Annotated in this window: 18 protein-coding genes; 13 read left to right on the top strand and 5 right to left on the bottom strand. The window is 46.6% G+C overall.

Annotated elements, in window-relative coordinates:
- The first annotated feature begins 181 nt into the window (after positions 1-181).
- The 6 genes from ACQW03_RS06145 (at position 182) to ACQW03_RS06120 (ending at position 7,661) form a co-directional block, all read left to right on the top strand.
- Complete coding sequence (locus tag ACQW03_RS06145; protein WP_081396559.1) at positions 182-1,918, top strand: ABC transporter ATP-binding protein; 1,737 nt, start codon at positions 182-184, stop codon at positions 1,916-1,918.
- Positions 1,899-3,737: an ABC transporter ATP-binding protein gene (locus ACQW03_RS06140; RefSeq protein WP_076293413.1), complete on the top strand. Its 1,839-nt coding sequence runs from the start codon at positions 1,899-1,901 to the stop codon at positions 3,735-3,737. Before ACQW03_RS06145 ends, ACQW03_RS06140 begins: the two co-directional genes overlap by 20 nt.
- 212 nt (positions 3,738-3,949) lie before the next feature.
- Positions 3,950-4,606, top strand: a complete 657-nt coding sequence (locus tag ACQW03_RS06135; RefSeq protein ID WP_441948753.1) for a DJ-1/PfpI family protein — start codon at positions 3,950-3,952, stop codon at positions 4,604-4,606.
- Between the two features lie 143 nt (positions 4,607-4,749).
- Positions 4,750-5,949 (top strand): MFS transporter, encoded by a 1,200-nt coding sequence (locus tag ACQW03_RS06130; RefSeq protein WP_076293414.1) that lies wholly within the window; start codon positions 4,750-4,752, stop codon positions 5,947-5,949.
- Positions 5,942-6,601 (top strand): TetR/AcrR family transcriptional regulator, encoded by a 660-nt coding sequence (locus ACQW03_RS06125; protein WP_071639758.1) that lies wholly within the window; start codon positions 5,942-5,944, stop codon positions 6,599-6,601. Before ACQW03_RS06130 ends, ACQW03_RS06125 begins: the two co-directional genes overlap by 8 nt.
- Positions 6,602-6,749: 148 nt before the next feature.
- Positions 6,750-7,661, top strand: coding sequence for a helix-turn-helix domain-containing protein (locus tag ACQW03_RS06120; protein ID WP_441948750.1), 912 nt, complete (start codon positions 6,750-6,752; stop codon positions 7,659-7,661).
- A gap of 109 nt (positions 7,662-7,770) precedes the next feature.
- Here ACQW03_RS06120 and ACQW03_RS06115 read toward each other — a convergent pair whose 3' ends face one another.
- The 5 genes from ACQW03_RS06115 to ACQW03_RS06095 form a co-directional block, all read right to left on the bottom strand.
- Positions 7,771-9,171, bottom strand: a complete 1,401-nt coding sequence (locus tag ACQW03_RS06115; protein ID WP_441948748.1) for a sugar porter family MFS transporter — start codon at positions 9,169-9,171, stop codon at positions 7,771-7,773.
- Between the two features lie 227 nt (positions 9,172-9,398).
- Entirely contained in the window at positions 9,399-10,736 is a 1,338-nt protein-coding gene (locus ACQW03_RS06110; RefSeq protein ID WP_025722404.1) for an AraC family transcriptional regulator, read from the bottom strand.
- Entirely contained in the window at positions 10,711-12,156 is a 1,446-nt protein-coding gene (locus tag ACQW03_RS06105) for a sensor histidine kinase (protein ID WP_441948746.1), read from the bottom strand. Before ACQW03_RS06105 ends, ACQW03_RS06110 begins: the two co-directional genes overlap by 26 nt.
- On the bottom strand, positions 12,153-13,151 hold the full coding sequence (locus ACQW03_RS06100; protein ID WP_441948744.1) for a sugar-binding protein: 999 nt from the start codon (positions 13,149-13,151) through the stop codon (positions 12,153-12,155). Before ACQW03_RS06100 ends, ACQW03_RS06105 begins: the two co-directional genes overlap by 4 nt.
- A 328-nt stretch (positions 13,152-13,479) precedes the next feature.
- Positions 13,480-14,325, bottom strand: a complete 846-nt coding sequence (locus tag ACQW03_RS06095; protein ID WP_076293417.1) for a Cof-type HAD-IIB family hydrolase — start codon at positions 14,323-14,325, stop codon at positions 13,480-13,482.
- A 263-nt stretch (positions 14,326-14,588) separates the two neighbouring features.
- Here ACQW03_RS06095 and ACQW03_RS06090 point away from each other — a divergent pair, with 263 nt between their 5' ends.
- The 7 genes from ACQW03_RS06090 (at position 14,589) to ACQW03_RS06060 (ending at position 26,244) form a co-directional block, all read left to right on the top strand.
- Positions 14,589-16,088, top strand: coding sequence for an alpha-glucosidase/alpha-galactosidase (locus ACQW03_RS06090; RefSeq protein ID WP_441948742.1), 1,500 nt, complete (start codon positions 14,589-14,591; stop codon positions 16,086-16,088).
- A 543-nt stretch (positions 16,089-16,631) separates the two neighbouring features.
- Positions 16,632-18,770, top strand: a complete 2,139-nt coding sequence (locus ACQW03_RS06085; RefSeq protein ID WP_220030838.1) for a glycoside hydrolase family 6 protein — start codon at positions 16,632-16,634, stop codon at positions 18,768-18,770.
- Between the two features lie 175 nt (positions 18,771-18,945).
- Positions 18,946-19,881, top strand: a complete 936-nt coding sequence (locus ACQW03_RS06080) for a nucleoside hydrolase (protein ID WP_441948740.1) — start codon at positions 18,946-18,948, stop codon at positions 19,879-19,881.
- A gap of 164 nt (positions 19,882-20,045) precedes the next feature.
- Positions 20,046-22,721 (top strand): PAS domain S-box protein, encoded by a 2,676-nt coding sequence (locus tag ACQW03_RS06075; protein WP_441948738.1) that lies wholly within the window; start codon positions 20,046-20,048, stop codon positions 22,719-22,721.
- A gap of 164 nt (positions 22,722-22,885) precedes the next feature.
- Positions 22,886-23,275, top strand: a complete 390-nt coding sequence (locus ACQW03_RS06070; RefSeq protein WP_025723754.1) for a GntR family transcriptional regulator — start codon at positions 22,886-22,888, stop codon at positions 23,273-23,275.
- The gene (locus ACQW03_RS06065; RefSeq protein WP_025723753.1) at positions 23,268-24,170 is read left to right on the top strand and encodes an ABC transporter ATP-binding protein; all 903 of its coding nucleotides are present in this window, start codon (positions 23,268-23,270) and stop codon (positions 24,168-24,170) included. Before ACQW03_RS06070 ends, ACQW03_RS06065 begins: the two co-directional genes overlap by 8 nt.
- Positions 24,145-26,244 carry a multidrug ABC transporter permease gene (locus tag ACQW03_RS06060; protein WP_441948735.1) on the top strand — a complete coding sequence of 700 codons (2,100 nt, stop codon included), beginning with the start codon at positions 24,145-24,147 and terminating at the stop codon, positions 26,242-26,244. Before ACQW03_RS06065 ends, ACQW03_RS06060 begins: the two co-directional genes overlap by 26 nt.
- Positions 26,245-26,260 lie beyond the last annotated feature (16 nt).

Here is a 26,260-nt window from a genome sequence, read left to right as displayed (position 1 = left end):
AATTTCACAACCGGAGTCTCCAATTTGCTGGTTAAACGAAGCCGTTCAGAAGGGTATAATAAAATATAGTGCTGTATAAAGTGCGTATATATGGTTTTACAGCAGACAGGTTCGAATCTTATAACCATTACACGCTGATCTGGAAGGACGGCTATGGGCAATTGGAGGAATGCTTGTGGGAATGATGTTTTCTTTTCTAAAAAAATATCGGGTTCCAGCCATCGCAGCGCTCGTGATGATGTTGCTGGAATTGACGGTAGAGCTATCACAGCCATATTTGATCTCTAAAATCATTGATGAGGGCATCCGACAGCAGGATTTGTCCGTCGTCTGGTTATGGGGCAGTGTACTGGTGGGGAGTGCCGTTATCGCTTTTATGGCGGGGATATCCAGCTCTTTTTTTGCTTCACATGCAAGTCAGGGCTTCGGCTATGATTTGCGAGAAAAGCTATACCGTAAAGTGCAATCCTTTTCGTATCCTGTGTTTAAACGTTTTGCCACTTCGTCGCTGATTACGCGCCTGACCGGGGATGTCACGCAAGTACAAGATACGGTGTTTATGAGCCTGCGTTTTATGACGCGGGTTCCGCTTGTAGTCATCGGCAGTATTGTCATGGCACTGGTTGTACATTTCAGGCTTGGGCTGCTATTGGCGGTTATGGCCCCAGTGCTGTTCGTGTTTGTGTTGGTGATGATGCGGCGAACGGTCACTTTGTTTAAAGGTGTCCAGCGACGCTTGGATGACGTTAACGGAGTAATCCAGGAGAATCTGACAGGTATCCGTCTCATCCGGGTTTTTGTGCGGATGCGGCATGAAATCGAACGTTTTGCCCATTACGGAGGCGAGTTGATGAAAGGGACGGTGTCCGCTCTACGCTGGACAGAAACGACGATGCCGTTCATTTTGTTTACGATGAATGCAGGGATTATTGCAGTACTTTGGTTCGGACGCGGCCAAATTTCCACTGGGGATGCCAGTGTAGGACAGGTGGTCGCAGTCGTCAATTATTCACTGCGGACGATTGGAGCCTTGTCTGCCTTATCGGGTATCGTTGTTGTATTTTCCCGGGCAACTGCCTCTACCGGGCGGATTCGAGAGGTATTGGAAACATCTAATGAAGATGGGCAAGAGCTGGAGCCTGTTTCAACGCATCATACACGGATTGAGGGACAGGTGGAAATGGACCGGGTGAGCTTTCATTATCCGGGCAGTGATCTGGCTGTCCTAAAGGATATATCTTTTAAGGCGCGACCGGGCGAGCGGATAGCTATTATGGGGGCCACTGGCTCGGGCAAATCCTCACTTGTGCAGTTGATTACACGTCTGTATGAAGAAGATGAAGGTCATGTGCGCTTTGACGGAAAGGACGCTCGTGAACTGGATGCATCCATATTGCGAGAGGCGATTGGCTATGTCCCTCAGGAGGTGCTGCTATTCACCGGCTCGATTCGGGATAATATTGCTTGGGGGCTGGAGAATGCCAGCCTGGAGCAAATTCAGGAAGCCGCACGCATGGCGCAAATCCATAATATGATTGAACGCTTGCCGCAAGGCTATGACACGATGCTCGGGCAGCGTGGCGTCAATCTATCCGGTGGACAGAAACAGCGGCTTTCGATTGCCCGCGCACTGGTGCGTCAGCCGGCAGTGCTGATTTTGGACGACAGCACAAGTGCGCTGGATGTAGGGACAGAAGCAGCACTACTGAATGCACTTGATGGTCTGTCCTGTACGACATTTCTCATTACGCAGAAGATCAGCTCGACCGCATCGGCAAATCAGATTTTATTGCTGGATGAGGGTCGCCTGATGGCAAGTGGAAGCCATGAGCATCTCATGGATAGCTCGGATCTGTATCGGCGTATCTATGAATCACAATACGGAAAGGAGGAGTCGCATGTTCAAGGAACTCATTGAACCGTTCCGTCAGCCTACACCGCCGTCCGGTGTGCTGCGAAATCCGGCGGGAGCTGAAGGACGCCGCAAGGCCAAGGCGAAGAACTGGTCTGGCACGTTAGGACGGATATGGGCTTATCTGGCCCGCCGTAAGGCCAAACTGATGCTGGTACTGTTCATGGTACTGCTCAGCTCCGGGCTGGCTCTGCTGGGTCCATATCTGGTCGGCGTAGCGGTGGATGATTTTCTCGAAGGTCCGGGTGGACGCACGTGGATTTATTTTCTCATCGGATTAGGGGCTGTATATCTGCTCAACTCGCTAACCTCCTGGCTGCAAAATATCTGGATGATTGAGATTGCCCAAGAGACGGTGTACCGCATGCGTTTCGATCTGTTTTCACATTTGCATCGACTACCGATTCCTTTCTACGGCAAACGTCAGCAGGGAGAGATTATGAGCCGTCTGACCAATGATATCGAAAATGTCAGTTCTACGCTTAACAGCTCCGCCATTCAGATTTTTTCAAGCATATTGACGCTAATCGGTACACTCACGGTGATGCTGTGGTTAAGCCCGCTGATGACCCTGCTGACCTTTATCGTGGTGCCGCTAATGGCTGCCGGGATGCGCTGGATTACACGACGCACCGGACCTTTATATAAGGAACGCCAGAAGAATTTGGGCGAACTGAACGGATACATCGAAGAAACACTGTCCGGGCAGCAGATTATTAAAGCATTTTCGCAGGAAAAGAGAGTCATCCGTGGTTTTGGCGAGCGTAATGACCGTATTCGGCTATCGGGCTTCTGGGCACAAACGATTTCAGGCTTTATACCGAAGCTGATGAACGGACTGAATAATCTCAGCTTTGCTATTGTAGCGGGGATCGGTGGGATTTTGGCCATTCGAGGTTCCATCACTATAGGTACAATTATTGTATTCGTAGAATATGCCCGCCAGTTCACCAGACCGCTGAACGATTTGGCTAACCAGTGGAACACCCTGCTGTCCGCCATTGCCGGAGCTGAGCGTGTATTTGAAATATTGGATGAAGATGAAGAGTCCAAGGATGAACGCGGTGCAGGGGAGGTAGAGCATGTGGAGGGGGCGGTGCGGTTTACGGATGTTTCCTTTGGTTATGATGAGGGAAGCGTTACGCTGGAAGGTATTTCTTTTGAAGCCAAACCTGGTGAAATGATCGCACTAGTCGGCCCGACCGGGGCAGGGAAAACGACACTGATCCAGCTTCTTTCCAGATTCTATAGTCCCGACAAGGGAACGATTACGCTGGACGGGCGCGACATTATTACCATCCGGCGTGAAAGCTTGCGTTCCCGTATGGCATTTGTGCTACAGGACTCCTTCCTGTTTCAGGGGACGATTCGTGAAAATATCCGCTTCGGCAGACTGGACGCCACCGATGAGGAGGTTGAACAAGCATCGAAACTGGCTAACGCCCATTCCTTTATCATGCGGATGAAGGACGGATACGACAAGGTACTGGAAGTGAACGGCAGCGGCATCAGTCAAGGACAAAAACAGCTGCTGGCTATTGCCCGTGCTATTTTAGCCAACCCTTCTATCCTTGTACTCGACGAAGCAACCAGCAGCATTGACACCATTACAGAGATGAAGATACAAGAAGGACTGGAGCGGCTTATGCAGGGTCGAACAAGTTTCGTCATCGCGCATCGGCTGAATACCATTCGTCAGGCTGACCGGATTCTGGTCTTGAAGGATGGCCGTCTGGAGGAGCAGGGTTCTCATGATGAACTGCTGGCTCACAAAGGCTTTTACAGTGATTTATATTATGGTCAGTTGAGGAAGCAAAGCTCTTAAGCCGGTTCGCAATTAACAGATTTACAGGCATACTTAAAAGGACTACCCCGGGGGTGGCCCTTTTTAAGTATGCCTTTTTACAGGTACGTACTCTTAAATAGGCGTTTGAAATGAAGATACTGCTTTCATAACAATAAATATACCCATACCCCGTATATGTATGTTAGTATGAGTGTGCAAGAATAAAATCCCACTTCAAAGGAGAGATCATCATGAAAATCGCAATCATGCTTTTCGATGGAATTACGGCATTAGATGCAATAGGTCCATACGATGTATTTGCTGCTACACTGAAATGTGAAGTGAAGTTTGTCGCTAAGAAAAAAGGGTTAATCAAGCTGGACTCAAATATGGGTTATTTGCATGCCGATTACAGTTTTTCTGAGGTTAGTTCAGCTGATATTCTTGTTGTTCCAGGTTGCAGTCCGCCAAATTATAAAACTACAATGAATGACGAAGAAACGTTAAATTGGATTCGCCAAATACATGAAACTACAAAATGGACCACGTCGGTTTGTAACGGCTCTTTGATTTTGAGCGCCGCAGGCTTGTTAAATGGAACCGTAGCCACCAGTCATTGGGGTTCCTTAGACCTGCTCCAATCTCTTGGAGCCATTCCAACAGATGAGAGAGTGGTTCGTCAGGGCAAAATCGTTACAGCAGCCGGTGTCTCCTCTGGTATTGATATGGCACTCCAGCTATTGGCATGGGAATTGGGAGAAGATATGAGTAAAGGAGTTCAGCTGATTTTGGAATACGATCCTCAGCCTCCGTTTGACACGGGTTCACCAAAGAAAGCGCCTGCTATATTGGTAGAACAAATAAGAGGCATGTTACAAGAGTTTGCAAAACAGGAGCCTAATGTGTAACTCAAGAATAATAAGATCTCTTTCCGGTATTAGCTTGGCTTAATAGGTTTGTAATTTTATTTACAAGGGTCCCTATTTCAACTAATATAGTTTACACATAGTAAAGGGTTACATAGTGTAAATGGTTGAAGGGGGTTACAAACATGAGCAGCTTACCTAAGTCTGCTAAATTTCCACTTTTCATTCTGATGCTGAATTTGTTTATTGCTTTATTGGGTCAAGGTATGGTGATTCCCATTCTGCCTGAATATCTGAAACAATTTAATGCGGCAGGAGCTGCTGCGGGGTATCTTATTGCCGCTTTTGGAGCAGCACAGTTTATTTTTTCGCCCCTAGGTGGGCAGCTCTCGGATAGATGGGGTCGAAAATCCATGATCATCACCGGTCTGTTTTTAACCGTCATCTCGGATTTAATGTTTGCTGTTTCTACGACATTGCCTCTTCTATATATTGCCCGATTTATCGGGGGGATAGGTATTGGCTTAATGGTTCCTTCTAATATGGCTTACGTCGCTGATATTACCACTTCTGAAACCCGAGCTAAAGGAATGGGATACTTGGGTGCCTCCATGAATTTGGGTATGGTGCTTGGTCCGGGATTAGGCGGTATGATTGCTGAGTTTGGCATAAGGGTGCCCTATTTTTTTGCTGGTGGACTTGGACTTGTAGCTACGCTGCTTAGTTTGTATATGCCAGAGACACTGCCCAAGGAAAAACGAAAACCCGCTAGCCAATGGGTCCGCCGGGAGCCAATTCGCAACCAAATCCTAAACTCATTTCGGACATCCTATTTTCGTTATCTTCTCCTCATTCTGATCATGACATTAGGTTTGATGAATTACGAAACGGTGTATGCTCTTTTTGTGGAACGAAAATATGGTTTTGATGCCACTAAAATTTCAATGATCATTACGGTTGGTGCAATTATAGGCATCGTTGTGCAGATATGGCTACTTGATTATCTCATCAAGAGACTTGGTGAAATGAAGCTGATACGTCTTTCTTTGATCATGACAGCCATCGCTTTACTGTTAATGATAATTAAGGTCAATTTAGGTTATTTACTGGCGGTTTCGGCTCTGTTTTTTGCTTTTAATGCCTTCCTAAGGCCAACCGTAAGTACAATGATCGCGAACTCAGCTGGTGATCGTCAAGGATATGCCGCTGGATTGAATACGACGTATACCAGCCTAGGCAACATATTGGGACCCATTTTAGCGGGTTTGATGTTTGACAAACACATTCATATTCCTTATATTTTTGGTGCACTTATCCTTGCATCTGCCCTTTTCTTAACCTTACAAAAATCGAAAAATGAGAAACGGATGGTTGTTAATGACTGAGAACTGGCACCAGAATTTGAAAAACAAAAATCGGGAAGAACTCATTGCGGCTGCCAAGGAACTTTTTATGAAGCAAAGCTTTCTCAAAGTTAATATTAAGGATGTATGCAACGTGGCTGGTGTAAGTCGGGTCACATTCTATAAGCACTTTCAGTCCATGAACGAACTGATCTTTGAGGTTCAGATGGAAATCCTTGAGAGCATGACCGAATTTGTTAGAAGGGCACCTTCAGCCGAAATGAGCGGTAAAGAGATGCTTACTTCGATGCTTGATGCATGGATTGATTACGCTTGGCAACATCCGGAATACATCAAGTTTATTCTTCTATTCGATCTGCATTACGAAGCTTATGATTCAAATCAAGAACTCAAAGAACAGTACAAAAATTTTGTTAGCCGGGAAAAGGAACGACATTTCCTGATGGATGCTCTGGAAGTTGGATTCCAAGATGGATCATTAAACTCCGACACGGAACCCTTGAAGACCGCTCATTTTATCTTTACGTCTATGATGGGTATACTCCAGAAAATGAGTCTGACGTCCAAGGACGATTGGAATAACGAACTTGATGATATAGAAATTGCTAACCGATTTGCGGGAATGTTGATTCAGTATTTAAGTCCAGAAAGTGATAAATCCCCAACCTTTTAGGCAGGAGTCGCCTACCGTATTCCAAAGGATTTCAGATCGTCCGATGGAGTGAAATAGAAGTACAGGACTCAGTCTGTTAAACTGTGAAAATAGAGCGGTTTCAGATACGTTGTCGTGTTATCCTTATCTATTTTGTGGAGGTGCGGGGATGAACGGAAGTCTGTTTGAGCCACGGCTGCGTGACGGGGATTATATTCCCCGTTTTTTTGCTTACTATTACAAGCAATGGCATGACTACACCATGTCTTACCACGATCATCATTCTACCGAAATTATGTACATGATTTCCGGCTTTTGCAGGGTAGATGTACAAACGGGAGAGAATGTGGAAGAAAGCATCACGCTGCGTAAAGGCGAGTTTATTATGCTGGACGCAGGTGTACCGCATCGACTAGTGGTGGAAGGAGAACAACCGTGCCGGATGCTAAATGTAGAGTTTGGTTTTACGGAGGGAGTGAGGGTAGGGCCGTCTATCCGACAAATGGCAGCAGAGGAGCAGGAGGTCACGACTCTCATGTCACGTCCGTTCCCGTATCTGGTACTATCGGACCCGGAAGAGGTATATTATGCGCTGAAAAGTCTCGTGCTGGAGCTGGACCAACGAAAAGAGCAGCCGGGTGCAATGGCAGAGATGCTTTTTATGCAATTGCTAGTACGAATTGCACGTCTACGGGAAGAGGCAGAGCGCAGCAACACACAGCAAACGGATATGTACATCAAACGATGCATTGAATTTCTCCATCTGAACTATGACCGAGATATTGTGGTTAAGGACATGGCGGCAGCTGTGAATCTGCATCCAGGTTATTTGCACCGTATTTTCAAAAAACATACTGGGCTAACCCTCACCGCGTATTTAACGATGCTGCGAGTGGACAAGGCTCGTATGCTTCTTCAGCAAACGGACATTCCCATTCAAGAAATTGCAGATTATGTAGGGGTGGCCAGCAGGCAGTATTTTCATATGTTGTTCAAAAAGCACACAGGCAAGACGCCTGTTGAATACCGCTCTGCTGTAGAGCGCAATGTGAGGAACTATGCGGAGGAGGAAGGAAACTGATAATAAGAAGCCTCTGAACCATTGCCGATTTAGGTCGGTATGACTCAGAGGACGTGTGTTTTGAAGCATTATAACATGTGTCCGGGCTTCTTGAGAGCTAAAGTGGGGGTCATTTTCCAAGCCACATATTTTCCATCTGTTCAAGTGATCTCCCCTTGGTTTCGGGAACCTTGCGCCATAAAAAGATTACGACGAACAAGGAGATGGCTCCGAATAACCAGAAGGTGTTGGACGGACCAGCTGAACTCAGCAGAGGAGGGAATGCCTGCGATACCACATAATCGCCGGTCCACAATGCCATCGAAGCGATGGCTACCGCTTTGCCGCGAATGCGGTTCGGAAAGATCTCCGAGATCATAACCCATACGATCGGCCCAAGCGATATAGCAAAGGAGGCCACGTAGATCAATATCATGATGAGCACAAGCGGTCCGGTGGTCAAACCCAATTTGAATGCGGCTCCAATAATGACCAAACAGAGGGTCATCAACGAGGTGCCAATTATCAGCAGGACTTTTCGTCCCGCTTTGTCGATCAGCCATACGGATACGATGGTGAACAACACATTGATCAACCCGATCCAAATGGTTTGGGTCAAAGAAGCGTCCGTACCGAGTCCCATTCCCTTAAAAATAACCGGCGCGTAGTACAAAATGGCATTGATGCCAGTAATATGCTGTATAATGGCGAGCATGACACCGATAAAGAGAGCGACTCGAATACCGGGAGCGAACAATTGCTTCAATGAGTCGTTCTCATTTTTGAATGAATCCTTGATATCAAGCACTTCCTGCTTTGCGGCTTCTTCACCGTGAATTTTCAGCAAAATCGGCAACGCTTCATAAGGCCGATTCTGTTTAATAAGCCATCTCGGGCTTTCGGGTATGAAGAGCATCAAGAGCATAAAGATCAGTCCCGGAACGGCTCCCACTCCGAACATCCAGCGCCAGGCCGTTGAGACCCCCCAGGCTTTATCCCCCAGGCTGACGATCCACGAATTCTGAAAATAAACCAGGAAAATGCCTGTTACAATCGCCAACTGATTTAAAGCAACCAAACGGCCCCGGTATTTGGCGGGAGCGATCTCCGCGTTGTACACCGGACAAACGGTGGAAGTGATTCCTATGCCAATGCCGCCGATCATGCGAAAGATAACATATCCGGTGAACGTGTCTTGAAGCGCAGAGCAGATTGAGCCGACGACGAATAAAAATCCGGCAGCTAGTAATACCTTTTTTCTGCCGATCCTTTCACTCATGTAGCCGGAGAGAGCTGCTCCCGTGATACTCCCTACAATCAGACTCGACACCGCCCAACCAACCTGAAATTCGCTCAGCGAAAAACGCTGCTGTAGAAATTCAACGGCTCCCGAAACAACCGCGATATCAAAACCGAACAGGATACCTCCGAGTGCAGCTACGATGGATACCAACGTCACAAAAAGCATATTGGGTTTTTCTGATTGAAGCGCTTTCTGTTGAGCGCTTTCATTATTGATGATTACTGCCATATGATCATCTCCCCTCCAGATCTCTGGAACCTCATTCCATTCTTCGAGGAGAAGTATAACATGCGCTTATAAAAGAAAGGCCGGTTATCGTCTTCATTAAACGGACCTTTTCATGCACGATTTTGGCTTCGATTCCCGAATCGGAGATGGAGGGGCTGAACCTAGCATTACCTTGTCATTCGAGCTTAAAAAAATCCATGCCGATAGTCGGCATGGATGAATCTCTACTATTTTTGGCCCTTGAACTCAGTGGGGGGAACGCCCGTTATCTTCTTAAAGACGCGGCTAAAATAGTTCGGGTCCTTATAACCCACTTCAAAGCTGATTTCCTTAAGAGTAAGGTTGCCGGCCTTAATCAGAGAGATGGCTTTATCAATCCGCAGCCGGGTTACGAAGTCGATAAATGTTTCTCCGTATTCCTGTTTGAAAATTTTGCTGAAGTAGTGAGGATTCAAATGGACAAAATCAGCCACTTCTTCCAGCGAAAGATCATCGTTGAACCGTTCCTCGATATACATTTTCGCTCTACCCAGCATAGTCAGTGTTTGAACCTCTCGCTGTTCGCGTATCCGTTGCAGTGCTGACATGACGTACGTCTGCTGAAGCATTCCATTCTCCGCTTTGATGGCAAGCAAAGAAGCGTTTCCAGCCTCTGATGACTTCAGTTCGTCAAAGTGGCAGTAACCTCCATCCCGCTTGCGTAGGGTGGAGGCAAAAACGGCTTCGAAATAGGACTTGCGAAGTCCTTCCTCGCCGCTATGCAGCGATCCGATTCCAATGGCCGTCTTTATACCAAGTTGCTGCTGGGCAAGCTCGGAGAGCTGCTGAACAAGGTGATTAACCAACTGCCGCCAGTCGTTTTCGCCGGTGACAGGCGGCTTTCGTAAAAAAGTGGCTACATGATGGTCGATTAAGGAGCTTACAATGGCATTCGGGCCATGCGTTTTTACATAGCTTCGGAAATGATCGTAAATTTTCTTTTTATCCTGCTCGTCCGTATATCCGTCAAAGGCGGCAATGATGGCGCTTCCCTGATCAAGAGGAAAGTCCAGCCATTCCGATAGCTGGGAAGCGCTCGAATCCACTGTCTGGTCGACCATAAGCATTAAAGCCAGCTCATTTTCTGCGAGCGGCATCAGCTGTGAGATTTTGTGCCTAAGCTCCAATTCTTCCGTACGTGCCCGCTTCTCGCACTCAATTTCTTCAATCAGTCGTTTCAGTGTACCGATGATCAGTTCTCGCTTCGCCGGCTTCAGAATATATTCTTTTACACCCAAAGAGAGCGCCTCCCGGGCATAGGCAAAATAATCATAGGCAGTGACGAGCACGAATCGGGTATCGGGAAGCCGTTCCTTTAATTCACGAAGCGCCGCAAGCCCGTCAATTCCAGGCATATTGATATCCAGAATGGCAATATGGGGACGGTGCTCTTCCGCACATTCAATCGCCATGCGACCGTTGCCGGCATGAATAAACCGGAATATCCCCGGCATCGCCCGTTCCACTGTCAATTCCAGTCCTTCTCTCTCCAAAGCCTCGTCATCCGCGATCAACAACCGATACATCAGTCTGCTCACTCTCCTTCTTGACGGGAATTCGTATTGTTATAGTAGTACCTCGTCCGATATTGCTATTGATTTCAACCATTCCTTCCTTTCCGTAGAACAACTGCAGCCGCCTAAACACATTTTGCATTCCAAGTCCTGTTGAACTGCCGCTTTCGACTTCGCCTTCAAGACGGAGCACGGACAGTCGGGTTTCCTCCGTCATCCCCTTTCCGTTGTCCGAAATTTCAATTAGCACATCCTCGTTCGCTCGCGACAGCGTTAACGCGATCATGGCTCCGTCTTCCATATCTGCTACACCATGAAGAAAAGCGTTTTCAATAAATGGCTGGATGATCAGGGCCGGAATTTGCTGCTGAAGAACGGAAGCGTCAAAGTGAAGATTAAAGCGAATTCTGTCCCGAAAGCGTGCCTGCTGGATGGTTGCGTATTCGCGAATATGATCCAGTTCCTCCTGGAGTGTTACGGGTTTGTCCAGCTTCTGCAGGCTGTACCGTAGCAGATTGGACAGCGAAACGATCAGGTCGCTGGTTTTTTCCGCCCCTTCCAGGATCGCCAGCTTGGAGAGCACATTTAAGGTATTGAATAAAAAGTGCGGGTTAATTTGATTTTGCAGAGCCAAAAGCTCCAGCTCTTTCACAAGCCGCCGCATTTCCAGACTCTGTTTATCCTTCTCGATGAGGATACTCAAATCGGCGGACATTTGCGAAATGGCGTCCGACAGTACGCCTAGCTCGTCATCCCGTCGCGGTTGGGGCTTGATATTCAGATCACCTGTGGCGATCCGCTTCGCCAGTCCGACAAGTCTGCCGACAGGGCCAGTAATGCTGCGCGAGACCCAGATTGCAAGCAAAACCCCCATCAGCGCGTTCATGCCGAACAACGCCACTCCCCATCCGTTCATTCGCTCATTCTTGTTCCGGATGTTCTCAATGATTGGCCGGTAATATGCCAGTTCATCATCGATGAGTTGCTGACCCTCCTCATGAATATAGCTGACGGTTTTCTCCGCTTCAATATAATGTTCAAAAGCCGATTGAGGATCTTGTGCCTTTGCATCCAGAACTGCGGCTTGTTTCTCTTTTAGAAATGTAGCCAACAGATTCACGTAGTCCTCCTCGGCGAAAGAAGGGTCGGTCGAGTCGGAGACTTCCTGAATTCTGCCTTTCAACTGCATCAATTGGTATTCTGTCGGGCCCTGCACAGCCTTATCGCCTCTTGGATTAAGCAGATAGGTATATAGGAGATTTAAGTTGCTCTCCGCCGATTCGGAGGTTTGCTCGATGAGAAGAATGCGGCCAAGCATTTCATCGTAGCTCTGTTGTACGACCTTTCCGCTTTGGAATACAAAATAAGCGATGATATTGGCGAACACAACTAGAAGAGGGATGAACAGAAGCAGCTTCGTTCTGATCGTCATCGTCTGTCACCTCCGGTCATGTTGTCGGGAGTGTCCGCATGCATCTCATATATCCTGGTGTATGTTAATTCCTGGGGGGTATTCCCCTTTAGATAATCATTCAGTAATTTTATGGACTTAGCCCCCATTTCCTCTGGCTGTTGAACAATGGTCAGTTCGATTTTGCAATCTCTGATGGCTTTCAACGTCTCGGCCATATCGTCAAAAGCGAAAATCTGCAAATTCCGCGCTCTGCCTCGCTCCGAGGCTTCCAGAATGCCAAGGCCGTCCAGCGCACTGAATCCGACCATGTAGCGGATCTGCGGATACCGGGTGAGCATGTTCTGAGCTTGCTGTGCTGCCTGAAGCCGTGAAATATTCGAGGAGCGAATCTCCACAATGCGGAGCTTGGGATAGCGACCGATCACGGAACGAAATCCAGCAAGCCTGAGTCGCTGATTCTCGACGCGCTCGCTACTGATCATAACTCCAATGTCGCCACGCTCTGCAGAGGCTTTTGCTAACAGCGTGCCCATCCGTTTTCCTGCTCCTTCGTTATCTGTCCCCACGTAAGCTAGTCTACGGGAATCTGGTTCATCCGTATCGATCGTGATGACGGGTATGCCAAGTCCGGCTGCTTTGTCGATTAATCGGCGATACTCTGGATCATTTATCCCTTGAACCAGAATTGCATCCGCCTTACTGGCGATCGCTTTATCCAGCAGTTTGACCTGCTCGGACGGATTAATGCGGTCCGGCCCGATATAATCGAGCCGCATACCGTAATGTTCCGCTTCCTTTCGGGCTCCTTGTTCGATTGACCGCCAGTAATAATTATCCAACTCCTGTGATATCAGTACGACTTTTGTAGCGGAAACCCCGTCTTTTGGAGAAACCGTCTTCAATAGCTCTGCAAATTGGTGAATTTGAAAAGAAGACAGAGTGAACTGGAAGAGCAGCCAGGCAAATAGCAGGAAGACTGGGATAAGGATAAATGTCCATTTACGGTTTGACATGTCTTGCTCCTTTGTAAATATTTACAGACTCAACTCATTATACAGCAACAAAACAACCGCACGCAGCTATCGGCAGCATAAGCGCGGTTATTGAGGAGGAATTCCATATTTTAATCAAGGTACATGACCAAAGTAGAAATCTTGAAGGGTAAGCAACAACAGATATTTGAAGAATGGTTTGCCCATCTTACAAGTAGTGAGGAGATGGAAGCCGAGCAGCAAGCACTAAGTGAATTCCGTGGAAAGATAGCATTGGAGATAGGCCCCTACCAGTAGAATTAGGACATTTTTAAGTCCAGAAACTACTGCAGGGGCTTAAGTATAAAAACTAAATCAGACCATGCTTTTTAAAGCTATGAAACAGTCCATCTTCATCCACAGCATCCGTAATGTCATCTGCAATGGCTTTGAGGCCCGGTTTGGCATTTCCCATGGCAATTCCTAGCGCACAATATTCAATCATTTCAGCATCGTTCATCCCGTCTCCGATAGCAATGGTGTCTTCTTGGGATCTTCCCAAATGCTCAATAAGCTTTTCAATAGCTACGGCTTTGTGAATACCGGGAACCATTAGCTCGCCGCTGTCTTGCCCGAAAGCAGATACAGTACATTGAATAACCTCGAATTTCCCTGAAAATTCCTTTTTGATCTGTTCGAAAGGAATATTTTTGTTTTCCAAAAAGCATGCTTTGTTCACGTCACTACGGTACAGGTTGTCCTCTCCTATAGTTAGGCCAGTGATAAAAGGATGTGGGCGTTGTTCTTTTTTTTCTCTGGCTACGGGATCATTGTCTACATCACCATAGATAAGCCGTTCCACATGGGGCAAAAAGTTTTTACTCGCAAACAGTCCCCCGTTCGATTCCAAATAAAAGTCCAAATCATGTTCATCAAAGTAATCGACCATATGTTTAACATCTTCATCCGATACTTTGTGGTGATATAACATCTCGCCTTCGATTTCTACAAAGCCCCCACCAGCTCCGATGATCCCGTCAAAACCGACCTCCATGATAAAATCATAAATCTCCGCTTTGGATCGGCCAGTGCATAAATAAATCAGATGTCCGTTCTTTCTCGCTTCGATACATGCTGTTTTTGCAGATTCGGGAATCATCCCATCATCATCCACTAGCGTTCCATCTATATCTAAAAAGATAATCTTTTTGTTCATCTTAGGCTGCTCCTTGCTCTCTAATGTTTTCTTTTATGTTACTACATTTACCGCACTTAAAGTACATATTGAACTGAAAAAACACTAGATAGAAAGAGAGAAGCGAATGGAGCAAAAAGGAAATTGGCAACCCTCTGCTAAAGCGAAAGTTAGGATTTTTGACACCTAAATACGAAACTGGTCATGATTTTGATAACGCTTTCCGCAGAGCTATTGCTACAATGACGGTATATACCAATTCTAATTACCGGAGGTTGAATGCCGTGTCATTTAAAGTAGCTTTTATTGGAGCAGGAAGCATCGGTTTTACCCGTGGAATTTTACGAGATCTGTTATCGGTGCCGGAATTTAACGATATTGAAGTGGCTTTTACGGATATCAGTCAGCACAATCTGGATATGGTTACTGAGCTCTGCCAGCGGGATATTCGTGAGAATGGTTTGTCCATACAAATACAGTCCTCTACGGACCGAAAGATAGCTCTAAAGGATGCCAAATACGTCATTTGTACCATACGGGTAGGCGGGCTGGAGGGCTTTGCAACCGATGTGGATATTCCGCTGAAATATGGCGTGGATCAATGCGTGGGCGATACACTGTGTGCAGGAGGGATTATGTACGGTCAGCGTGGTATTGCTGAAATGCTGGCCATCTGCAAGGATATCCGCGAGCTAAGTGCACCGGATGTATTGTTGCTGAACTACTCAAACCCGATGGCGATGATTACGTGGGCCTGCAATAAATACAGCGGTGTCCGTACAATCGGTCTATGCCACGGCGTCCAGCATGGGCATCACCAAATTGCCGAGGTGTATGGTCTGGAGAAGCAGGATGTGGACATTGTGTGCGCCGGAATCAATCACCAGACGTGGTACATTCAGGCGTCACATGAAGGCAAGGATCTGACAGCTGGGCTGCTGGAGGCTTTTGAAAAACATCCCGAATATAGCCGCACCGAAAAGGTGCGCATCGACATGCTTCGTCGTTTTGGCTATTACAGCACAGAGTCGAATGGCCATCTAAGTGAATATGTACCTTGGTACCGGAAGCGTCCGAATGAAATTCTGGACTGGATTGATCTAGGCAGCTGGATCAACGGAGAAACAGGCGGCTATCTGCGTGTATGTACAGAAGGACGTAATTGGTTTGAAACAGATTTCCCTAACTGGATGAAAGAAGATCCATTGGAGTACAAGGCGGAAAATCGCGGTGAAGAGCATGGTTCATACATTATCGAAGGTCTGGAAACCGGACGTGTATACCGGGGGCATTTTAATGTCGTTAATAACGGTGTGATTTCCAATTTACCAGACGACGCGATCATTGAAGCACCTGGATATATGGATCGAAATGGTATCTCCATGCCACATGTAGGAGACCTTCCGCTCGGTCTTGCTGCCGTCTGCAATGTAAGTATTTCCGTCCAGCGTTTGGCTGTTGAAGCGGCTGTACACGGAGATGATAAGCTGCTGCGGCAAGCGTTTATGATGGACCCGCTAGTGGGCGCGGTGTGTAATCCAAAAGAAATTTGGCAGATGGTCGATGAAATGCTGGTGGCCCAGGAAGCATGGCTGCCGCAATACGGAACAGCAATTGCCGAGGCGCGTCAACGTCTAGCAGCAGGCGATCTGATTCCAACCCGACCTTATGAGGGAGCAGCGCGACTTAAGGTGAAGACGGTTGAAGAAATGCAACTGGATCGGGATGCCGCCAATAAAAATGCAGGGCAATCCGACAAGGGCAAGGATCGTGAAAAAGTGTAGAACAACAAGAGCATAGATTGACTTCACAACAATAAAAGGGTGTTTTCACGGTCATGTGGCCTGAAAACACCCTTTTGCTGTCGATAGATATAACGATTTGGCATAGTTGGTGTTCTAGAGTTTATCATTGTCGATTTAGGCTGACGGAAATTAAAGGATACAGTCTTGCTTTTTTTGAATTTGCTCTTTTGCTGTCGATCCTAAATCTCCTGAAAGCTTGTCATAGTAGGGATGTTCAACAAATGAAAAAAACGATTTCAGAAAAAGAGAGGCCGCGATAAACCACTAGAATGGCAATTCATATGCCTAATTAATAATGTAGTCCTTAATTTATTCAATTTACAGAAGATTTCCAGCTCACTATAATCTAACATAGGAGGTGACAAAAAGGGGAAAAAGTAAGCGCACGAATAAATAGAGAGCGCTTACCTTTTGCAACTATGAACGCCGTTTTTTTTGAAAAAAGTAGGCGTAACTCACAATTAATCATGTAACAATCAGGTGCCGACATAGGAAGATTCAACAAAATCCATGGAAAGATAGGTGAAGCAATTGAAAACTAAGCAAGTGCTGCGTAAAAGCTTGAAGTATGCTTTTGCGCTATCACTCGTCGCGAGTAGCTTTCTACCAGGTGCAGGATTTACGGATAAAATACATGCAGAATCCCATGTGGACAACCCTTACCAAGGGGCGACAAAATATGTTAGTCCTGATTATGCGGCTAGTGTTGACACATCAATTGCCAAGATTACGGATGCCGATCTGAAGGCAAAAATGCAAACGGTCAAAACATTCCCAACAGCTGTGTGGCTTGATCGTATCGCTGCTATTGATGGTGATGGGGGTAGACTTGGCCTGGAAGCACATTTGGACCAAGTATTGGCGCAAAAGAAAGGCAGCACACCGATTACAGCGGAATTCATTGTGTACGATCTGCCCGGACGGGATTGTCATGCCTTGGCCTCTAATGGTGAATTACCGCTGACCCAGGCAGGTTTGGAAACATATAAAAAAGATTATATCGACAAAATTGCTACTATTTTCGCAAATCCCAAATATAAGGATATTCGTATTGTAGCAATCATTGAACCGGATAGTTTACCAAACTTGGTAACCAACTTGGATACTCCTCAGTGTGCTCAAGCCAAATCTACAGGAATTTATGAAGCTGGCGTTAAGTACACAGTCAATAAGCTTAACAATATTCCGAATGTGTACAAATACTTAGATATCGGTCACTCTGGCTGGTTAGGTTGGGATAACAACCGTTCAGCAACCGTATCCCTGTATACAACTATCTTTGGAGACACTAGCAAAGGGCTGTCCAGTATAGATGGATTTATCACGAATACAGCCAATACTACACCGCTGACAGAACCAAATTTGTCTAATCCAGATTTGAATATCGGTGGACAACCGATCAAATCGTCCAAGTTCTACGAATGGAATCCTAATTTTGATGAATTGCATTTCACAGAGTCATTGCATAAAGATTTTGTCAATGCAGGCTGGCCAAGCTCGCTCGGTATGTTAATTGATACGAGTCGCAATGGATGGGGAGGACCTAACCGTCCGACTTCTGCAGTCGGCAGTGATATTAACTCCTATGTTAATTCAGGCCGTGTAGACAAACGGGCGCACCGTGGTAACTGGTGTAATAGCAGTGGAGCCGGCATGGGAACACCGCCACAAACGGCCCCAGCTAGTCATATTGACGCTTACGTATGGGCAAAACCTCCAGGGGATTCCGATGGTTCTAGCTCACTCATTCCGAACAATGAAGGTAAAGGCTTTGACCGTATGTGTGATCCTACCTATACAACCAAGGACGGCACATTAACAGATGCTTTACCAAATGCACCTATTTCAGGAGCATGGTTCCATGATCAGTTTGTGATGCTGGTAAAAAATGCGTACCCTGTAATCGTGCCTTCCACTGGTGGTGTGGAACCATTACCTACAGCTCCAGCTGTACCGACAGACTTAAAGGCAGTTGCGGGCAATGCTCAAGTAACGCTGACTTGGAATGCATCTACTGGTGCCGATAGCTACACGGTAAAACGTGCCACTAGCGAAGCAGGTCCTTTTACAGCCGTTGCGCCTCTTGTAACGGAAAGAGAGTACACGGATAAGGGACTGACGAACGGAACAACTTACTTCTATGTTGTAAGTGCTACGAATGCGAAAGGAACAAGTAAGGATTCCGCAGTGGTAAGCGCTACACCTAAAGCTACTGATCCTACAGAACCAGCGGGTGATCTGGTTGTAATGTACCGGGCCGGGGACACTGATCCAGCGAATAACGCTGCCAAGCCTTTCTTTAACTTGAAAAATAAAGGAACAACACCCGTGAAGCTGAGTGAGCTGAAAATTCGTTACTATTTCACGAAAGATGGCAGCCAGGAGCTGCAATCTGCAGTAGACTATGCGCAAGTAGGTAATGATAACGTGCTGCGTACCTTTACTGACAACTATATTGAAATTGGTTTCAGTCCTGCTGCCGGTACGCTTGCTGCCGGAGCGCAAACCGGTGATATTCAGATCCGCATCAACAAAAGCGACTGGTCTAATCTAGACGAATCCAATGACTACTCCTTCGATCCAACCAAAACCTCTTATGCAGAATGGAACAAAGCAACGTTGTTCCACAATGATAAGCTGGTATGGGGAATCGAGCCTTAGGATGTGGACAGAACATGTGCGCTTGAGTGATTGAAAAGTATTAAAAGAAGGCTATGGCATAACTGTCGTAGCCTTCTTTTACGTCTTCGAATAAAGAATTTGATGACCAAGGGAATAAGCATTGAAATTGTGTATAATGAAAAAAAAGAATGCTGTTTTACTGTGGAGGATCATCATGAGCAAAAAGTTAATCTTAGATGTAGATACTGGCATTGACGACGCGCTTGCTATTGCGTACGCGGTCCATTCGCCGGAATTGGAGCTACTCGGTATTACAACCACCTTTGGTAATATCTCGGTGGAGGAGGCAACACGTAACTCACTGGTTCTGGTGGAAAAATTGGGGGTAGAGGCTCCGGTCGTGTCCGGCGCTCACAAGCCGTATGCTCGGGAGTTGTTCAAACCTTATTCCCGGCATATTCACGGTGAAGACGGTATTGGCAATCAGTTGAAAGGAGCGCCCTCCCGTCAGGCTGCGTCTGGGGATGCCGCTGATTTTATAATCGGACAGGCTCGTCGCTATGAAGGCAAACTTACCCTGGTAGCTGTGGGACCGCTGACCAATCTTGCGATTGCATTGGATCGCTGTTCCGAATTGCCCCAATTGCTTGACCGCCTGATCATTATGGGCGGCGCGGTCACAGTGAAAGGCAATGTAACTCCGACGGCTGAAGCGAATATTTATGCCGATCCAGAAGCCGCAGCTTATGTGCTGGGAGCGGGTTTTCCGCTTACGCTCGTTGGGCTGGATGTCACGATGCAAACACTGCTTCCACAGCAGGATGTGGACAAATGGCGTGAGCAAGGGACCGAGCTGGGCGCGTTTATGGCAGATATGACAGACTTTTATATGGAAGCCTATCGCAATTTCAGACCTGGTATTGCAGGCTGTGCATTGCATGATCCACTGGCTGTAGGATTAGCGATAGATTCCAGTTTTGTGGAGACGCGTCCAATGCACATTGCCGTTGAGGTGGGGAATTCCGCCGAGGTTGGTCGCACCCGTGAGATGCAAAATGAGAACGAAGTTCAAGCACTGGCTACGGTTGATGTGGCACTTAAAGTCGATGCGGAGCGATTTTTGCGTCATTTCCTCAGCCGGGTGGTATAAAAAAATAATTCGAAGATTGCCGATGAACCTGCATCGGCAATCTTTTGTGCATACATGTTTTAAGGGCATTCATTTAGAGGTGGACTCACCGCTATAAAAATCCCATATCATGTTAGAATAGGTATAGTTAGAAAACTGCCGGACCACAAAGGAGGAGATTCATTGTGTTTTCTGCTGCTCGACGACTGCCTTTGCTGGAACATATGTATAATCATGCCCCGACAGGAATCGTGATTTTGTCGAGGGAGGGGAAGTGCCTGTACGTCAATCCCGCCTTTTGCAAAATGGTCGGATATGAGCAGGAGGAATTACTGGATATCCGGTATTACCATCTCTTGTATAAAGAGGCTCAGGATCAGCAAGGGTTGAGGGAGGCTTATGCAGGTTGGCTAAAGGCTACGGATCAAGTCTATAAGACAGAGCTGCGTTTGAAACATAAAAGGGGAACATCCGTCTGGCTATCGCTGGAATTAACCATATTTGATGATGAGGCTACCGAACAATCTTATTTGATTGCGTATGCAATGGATATCACGGAGAAAAAAGATATGGAGCAGGTGCTCTCGGATAATGAGGATTTGTACATGCTGATTACGGAAAATACGCCGGATGTTATCTCATATAGCACGGCGGACGGCATACTCCAATATATTTCTCCTTCGGTGGAAAAACTACTAGGCTATACAAAGCAGGAAATGCTCGGCAAAAAGCGGCTCCAATTCTATCATGTTGAAGATGCCGATTATATGCGTGTACATGGACTCTTCAAGGAAACAGGCATCATGAAGCGGCGTGTTCGTCATAAGGACGGGCACTATTTGTGGCTGGAAGTATCGTACCGCATTATTCGGGATGAACAGGGCAGGATCAAGCGAGTACTGTCCATCGGACGCAACATCACAGAGCGCCAGAAAAGCGAGGAGAATTTGGCAAAAGCTCAACGGTTGGCGATGTTCGGCTCATGGGACTGGGATCTGGTCAACAATGTTATGCATTTCTCCAAGGAATTTCGCAGCATTTTTGGTTATCGTGTCAAGTCGGTTGAAACAAGTATTGACGCCTTAATGGCGGCTGTTCATCCAGAAGATACAGAGCGCATGAAACAGATTATCACCAACGTTATATTAAAGGGAGTTCACGAAGAAACCTTTTACCGGATTGTATTGCCGAATGGGGAACAAAAGGTACTTCGTTCAATCTGGGAAGCTGAAATGGACGAGCATGCAGGCAAGCCCGTTCAAGTGATCGGTATGATTCAAGATGTTACAGAGCACCGGGAAATGGAGCTGCGTCTGCGCGAAAGTGAAAACCGTTATAGGTCACTGTTTCAGCATAATCCACTCGGGATATGCGCCGTGAATATGGAAGGTCATATCTTGAGTGTGAATCCGAGCTTGGAGGAGCTTACGGGTTATACGAAGGATGAGCTGCTTGAAGCTGACATACTCATCATGGCTTCCTCTGAGGAACAGGACAAAATCAAGCGTCACATGGAGCTGGCCCAGCAGGGTGAGACGCAAACCTATGAATCGGAATTTATACATAAGGAGGGGGAGCGTCTATTCATCAAGATGACGAATATCCCGATTTTCGTGCAAGAGGAAATTGTAGGCTGCTACGGGATTATAGAAAATGTTACCCCTCTTAAAAGCTACATTGCTCAAATTGAAAAGCTCAGTAATGAGCATTCGCTTATTTTGAACGCCGTATCCGAAGGAATTGTAGGTTTAAGTACCGAAGGACATGTCCGCTTTATGAACCCGGCGGCTGTCGAGATGTTCGGCATAGGATCGGCCAATCCGCTGAATGGCGCATGCATAGACATGATCCTCCATGCTGACGAAATTGGCAGTCATTTTCCGGACGAACAGTCCTCTATTCTTCAAGCGATTCGAAGCGGAGCCTCTTATCAGGCAGAAGAAGCTGTATTTTGGAAAAAAGGCGGGTCCAGCTTTCTGGCCTCCTATCGAATCAGCCCTTTGATGGATAATGGCGAGCGAAAAGGGGCCGTGATGGTTTTTGTAGACAGGACGAATGAAAAGGAGATCATTCGGGCCAAGGAGTCTGCCGAACGCGCCGATCGGGCCAAGTCAGAGTTTCTTTCTGTGATGAGTCATGAGCTCCGTACGCCGATGAACGGCATTATAGGCATGGCAGGGTTACTGGCAGATACTGAATTGGATGAGGAGCAGCGTAGCTATATAGACATTATTACCAGTAGCAGCGGCGCTTTAATGCAGATATTGAACGAGATACTGGATTTGAGCAAAATCGAAGCTGGTAAAATGTCTTTGCTGCACGAATCCTTTGTGCTAGATGACGTGGTCGGCAGTGTGGCTGACCTATTCATGACGCAGGCTATGGAAAAAGGCATTGAGCTGGAATGGCATGTGGATCAGGAAATGCCGGGGATGCTGGTCGGTGATCATGTGCGTATCCGGCAGGTGCTGGTGAATTTGGTGAGCAATGCGATCAAATTTACGGAGCGAGGGCGTGTAAATATCTTTGTGGAGAGAAAGGCTTACAGCCGTCGTAAAAATAGATGCCTGATTGAGTTCAGTGTTACTGATACTGGAATCGGTATCCCAGCAGACCGCCAGCATCTATTGTTTCAGCCTTTTTCCCAGCTTCATCCGGCACTGAACCGAAAATATGGAGGGACAGGACTGGGATTGTCCATCTGTAAAAACTTGGTCAAGCTGATGGGGGGGTCCATTGGTGTGGATAGCGATGAGGCCAGAGGAGCGACGTTCCGGTTCCAGCTGGATCTTAAGCTGCCGGATGGTTCAACGCTCGCGAATATAAGCCGTGATGAACCTTATGAGTCAAAGGAAGGCTAAAAAGAGATAGCCGTGATGCATCATGCATCACGGCTATTTTTTTTGTGAGAAATCCCCAAAGAAAAGATTGACAAACTGTTCTAACTGTACTATTAATTATAGTACAGTTAGAACAGCTGAGCATATACAAATGAATCAGATTAAGTCTTGAAAGGAGGAAGTCCATGTTCGAGCTGGATATCCGCAGCCGCAAGCCGATCTACGAACAGCTTATGGACAGGGTAAAGGAAATGATCGTGTATGGGTCACTTCAGCCGGATGAGCAATTGCCTTCTGTGCGGACATTGTCCGCTCAGCTAACGGTGAATCCGAATACGATTCAGAAGGCGTATCGCGAGTTGGAACGAGAAGGATACATTTATTCCGTTCAGGGCAAAGGCAGCTTTGTCACACCTGCCCAACATCAGCCACAACAAATCAAGCGAGATGAGATTCGGGCGGCGTTGTTAAAACAGATGATTGTAGCCGTCCATTTCGGTTTTACACAGCAGGAAGTGGACGACATGTACGTGGAAGCTATACAAACAAAGGAAAGGGGGATGTCCCTTGATTGAATTAAGGGAAGTCACAAAGACATTTACAGAAGAAAAGGCTGTCGACCAGCTCGCCCTTAGAGTGAAGAAGGGCTCCATTTTTGGACTGCTGGGCTCAAACGGGGCGGGGAAAACAACACTGCTCAAAATCATCGCCGGGATTTACCGACCGGATGCAGGAAAGGTACTGATTGGCGGACAGTCCGTATATGAGCAGCCAGAAGTCAAGCAGCACATTCTGTTTATGCCAGACACCCCCTATTTTTTTCCGCAAGCGACAATTCGTCAGATGGCCCGGTTTTACCGCTCCATTTATCCGAGCTGGAGCGAGGAACGCTACATACAGCTTACGGAGATTTTTAAGCTAGATCCTAAACGAAAGCTCCACCGTTTTTCCAAGGGGATGAAGCGCCAGGCTGCTTTTTTGCTTGCCTTGAGCTGTATGCCTGAGCTGCTCATTTTGGATGAACCGATTGATGGGCTGGACCCGGTGATGCGTAGAATGATCAAAAATTTACTGTTCCAGGAAACCGCTGCACGCGAGATGACCGTCGTGATCTCATCTCATAATTTGCGTGAAATAGAAGACATGTGTGATCACGTCGGCATTATGCACCAGGGGCGGATGCTGTTGGAAAAAGAGGTCGACGACCTCAAGTCTGATACGCATAAGGTGCAGGTTGCCTTTCGTGAAAGCACGCATGAGGAAACCGTATGTGGACAACTTTCGGTTGTACATAAGGAGCGGAGGGGCAGTGTTCTGCTGCTCATTATCCGGGGGGAACGAGAGCGGATTGCAGAGACGATTGAGGCGTATGAGCCGCATGTGTTTGATTTGCTGCCGTTGACGCTTGAAGAAATTTTCATTTATGAAATGGAGGACGCAGGTTATGACATCCAACCGATTCTTCTGTAGCGGCGGCGTAATTCGCCAATGCCTGAGACAGCATGGCTGGATCGGTCTATTGTACTTGGTAGGATTGCTGTTTACAGTACTGCTGCCATTGTTTATGAGCATTGGTGATGAACAACCACGAGTGGTTTTAAAAAGCTTGTTCGATAACACAAGCTCAGGTAATGAATTGCAAAAATTAATCTTAACGACCGTACCCGTGCTGGCAGGTGTGATGCTGCTTCGTTTTGTTCAGCGACAGGGGTCATCCGATTTGTATCACAGCCTACCTTTGCGTAGAGAGCATCTATTAACGGCACATTTGATTAGCGGTCTTATTCTTTTACTTGTACCTGTATGGCTGACTGCGGGAGTAACTGCTTGGGTTAACACGTCAGTCGAACTGCCTTATATTTTTCATATCAATGATATTGGATCATGGGCACTGGTCGTATCTGTCCTTACGATTTTCCTGTTTACTTTTACTGTGTTTGTAGGGATTTGTGTGGGACAATCGTTGCTACAGATCGTAGTAGTGTATGTTTTGCTGCTATTGCCTCAGTTTCTATCCATGATGATAGGGCGTTTTCTGGAACGTAATTTATACGGTTATGTGCAAGTGCGAGAAACCATTGTTCAATATATTAACGGCTCGGAGTTTCGCAGCAGTAATAATGTCTGGGATAACTTATCGCCGTTTGTACGCATTATGGACAATTTGCCGCAGCGCGCCTTTTCCTACATGGAGCTACTTGCCTATTTAGGTATCTCTCTGTTGTTTGTTGCCTTGAGTTATGGTTTGTATCGTAAACGCTTGGTCGAGAAGGCGACTCAGGCCATGGCGTTTTCTTTCTTTCAACCTTTGTTCAAGGCAGGGGTTATACTATGCGCCATGCTTGTAATAGGCGATTATTTTTATAATGCAGGTACAAGAGGAGCAGCAAATTGGTCGATTTTTGGGTATGCACTTGGAGCTGTTCTAGGCTATATCGTTGTAGAGATGGTCGTCCGCAAGACGTGGCAAATTGTGCGTGTTCGAGCTTTGGTGGAAATGGTCGTGTACGGTGTGATCATGGGGCTGGTACTATATATCCCGATATCAGGTTGGTTGGGTTATGAGGGGCGGATTCCAACAGCACACTCCGTAGAAAAAGTTTATGTCGGGCAAGAGGAGCCTCTAGGGGGAAATGCAGAAAAAGAAGCTTATTACTCCCAAGACAGGGCCTATATCGCCTCTGTGCTGAATTTACATCGTGAACTCGTACGTGCACATGCAGCTGGCGAGAAAACATTGTCCAAAAACCTGGCCGTCGAAAGGGCAGTCATAATCTACCGCTTGGATGATGGTTCCACCATGACTCGCCGCTATACATTCCCGGAGAAGCCTTTCCGGACAGAACTGACTAAAGTGATGGAAGCAGAGCCTTATAAAACGGTAAGATACGAGCTGGATAAGCTGCAAGGAAAAGCAGAGACGATTAATATCCAATCCGTAGATGATAATGAAAGACGAGTGGTTTTAACCAATCCAAAAGAAACTCGTGAATTTGAAGATATACTCAGAGAAGAAGTATTAAATATGAGTTATAGCGAAATGCAATCACATCGATATCCCCTAGGGAGTGTTTCTATTACAAACAAAGAGTCATCCTTTACCAATAACGAACCGAGCTGGCATCGTGAATTTTCATTTGAATGGCCGGCTTCCTATCACAAGCTTACAGGTTGGCTAGAGCAAAAGGGGTATGCGGATAAGGTGATCATTGATTCCAAGGATATTTTTTCGATACGGGCTGTTCCTATTATTGCTGAAGAGCTTGAACCTTATCAACCCAATCAGTATATTGAAGACTATAAGCTATTTAAAAGCATCCAACAGAAGCATAAAGCAATAACGATTGAAGATCCGAAGCTCTGGAGCACTGTACTGGAAAAGCGCAGACCCTATAGCTATACTCCAAATAGGGCGAAAGGCACTTACCTGGTTCAGGTCAAGATCAAACCTTTATTTAGTTCAGACCCCCATACACGCTATTGCTATTTAACTCCAAACGAAATGACACCGGAGCTTGCAAAGGCTTTACCGACAGTTCCTTAAAATCCGATACCAAAAA

The organism is Paenibacillus sp. DRB1-1 (genome assembly GCF_052119485.1).
In the GTDB taxonomy this organism is placed as follows: Bacteria; Bacillota; Bacilli; order Paenibacillales; family Paenibacillaceae; genus Paenibacillus; species Paenibacillus polymyxa_B.
The sequence above is the reverse complement of the archived record's forward strand: the minus strand, read 5'-3'. Positions and strand labels throughout refer to the sequence as shown.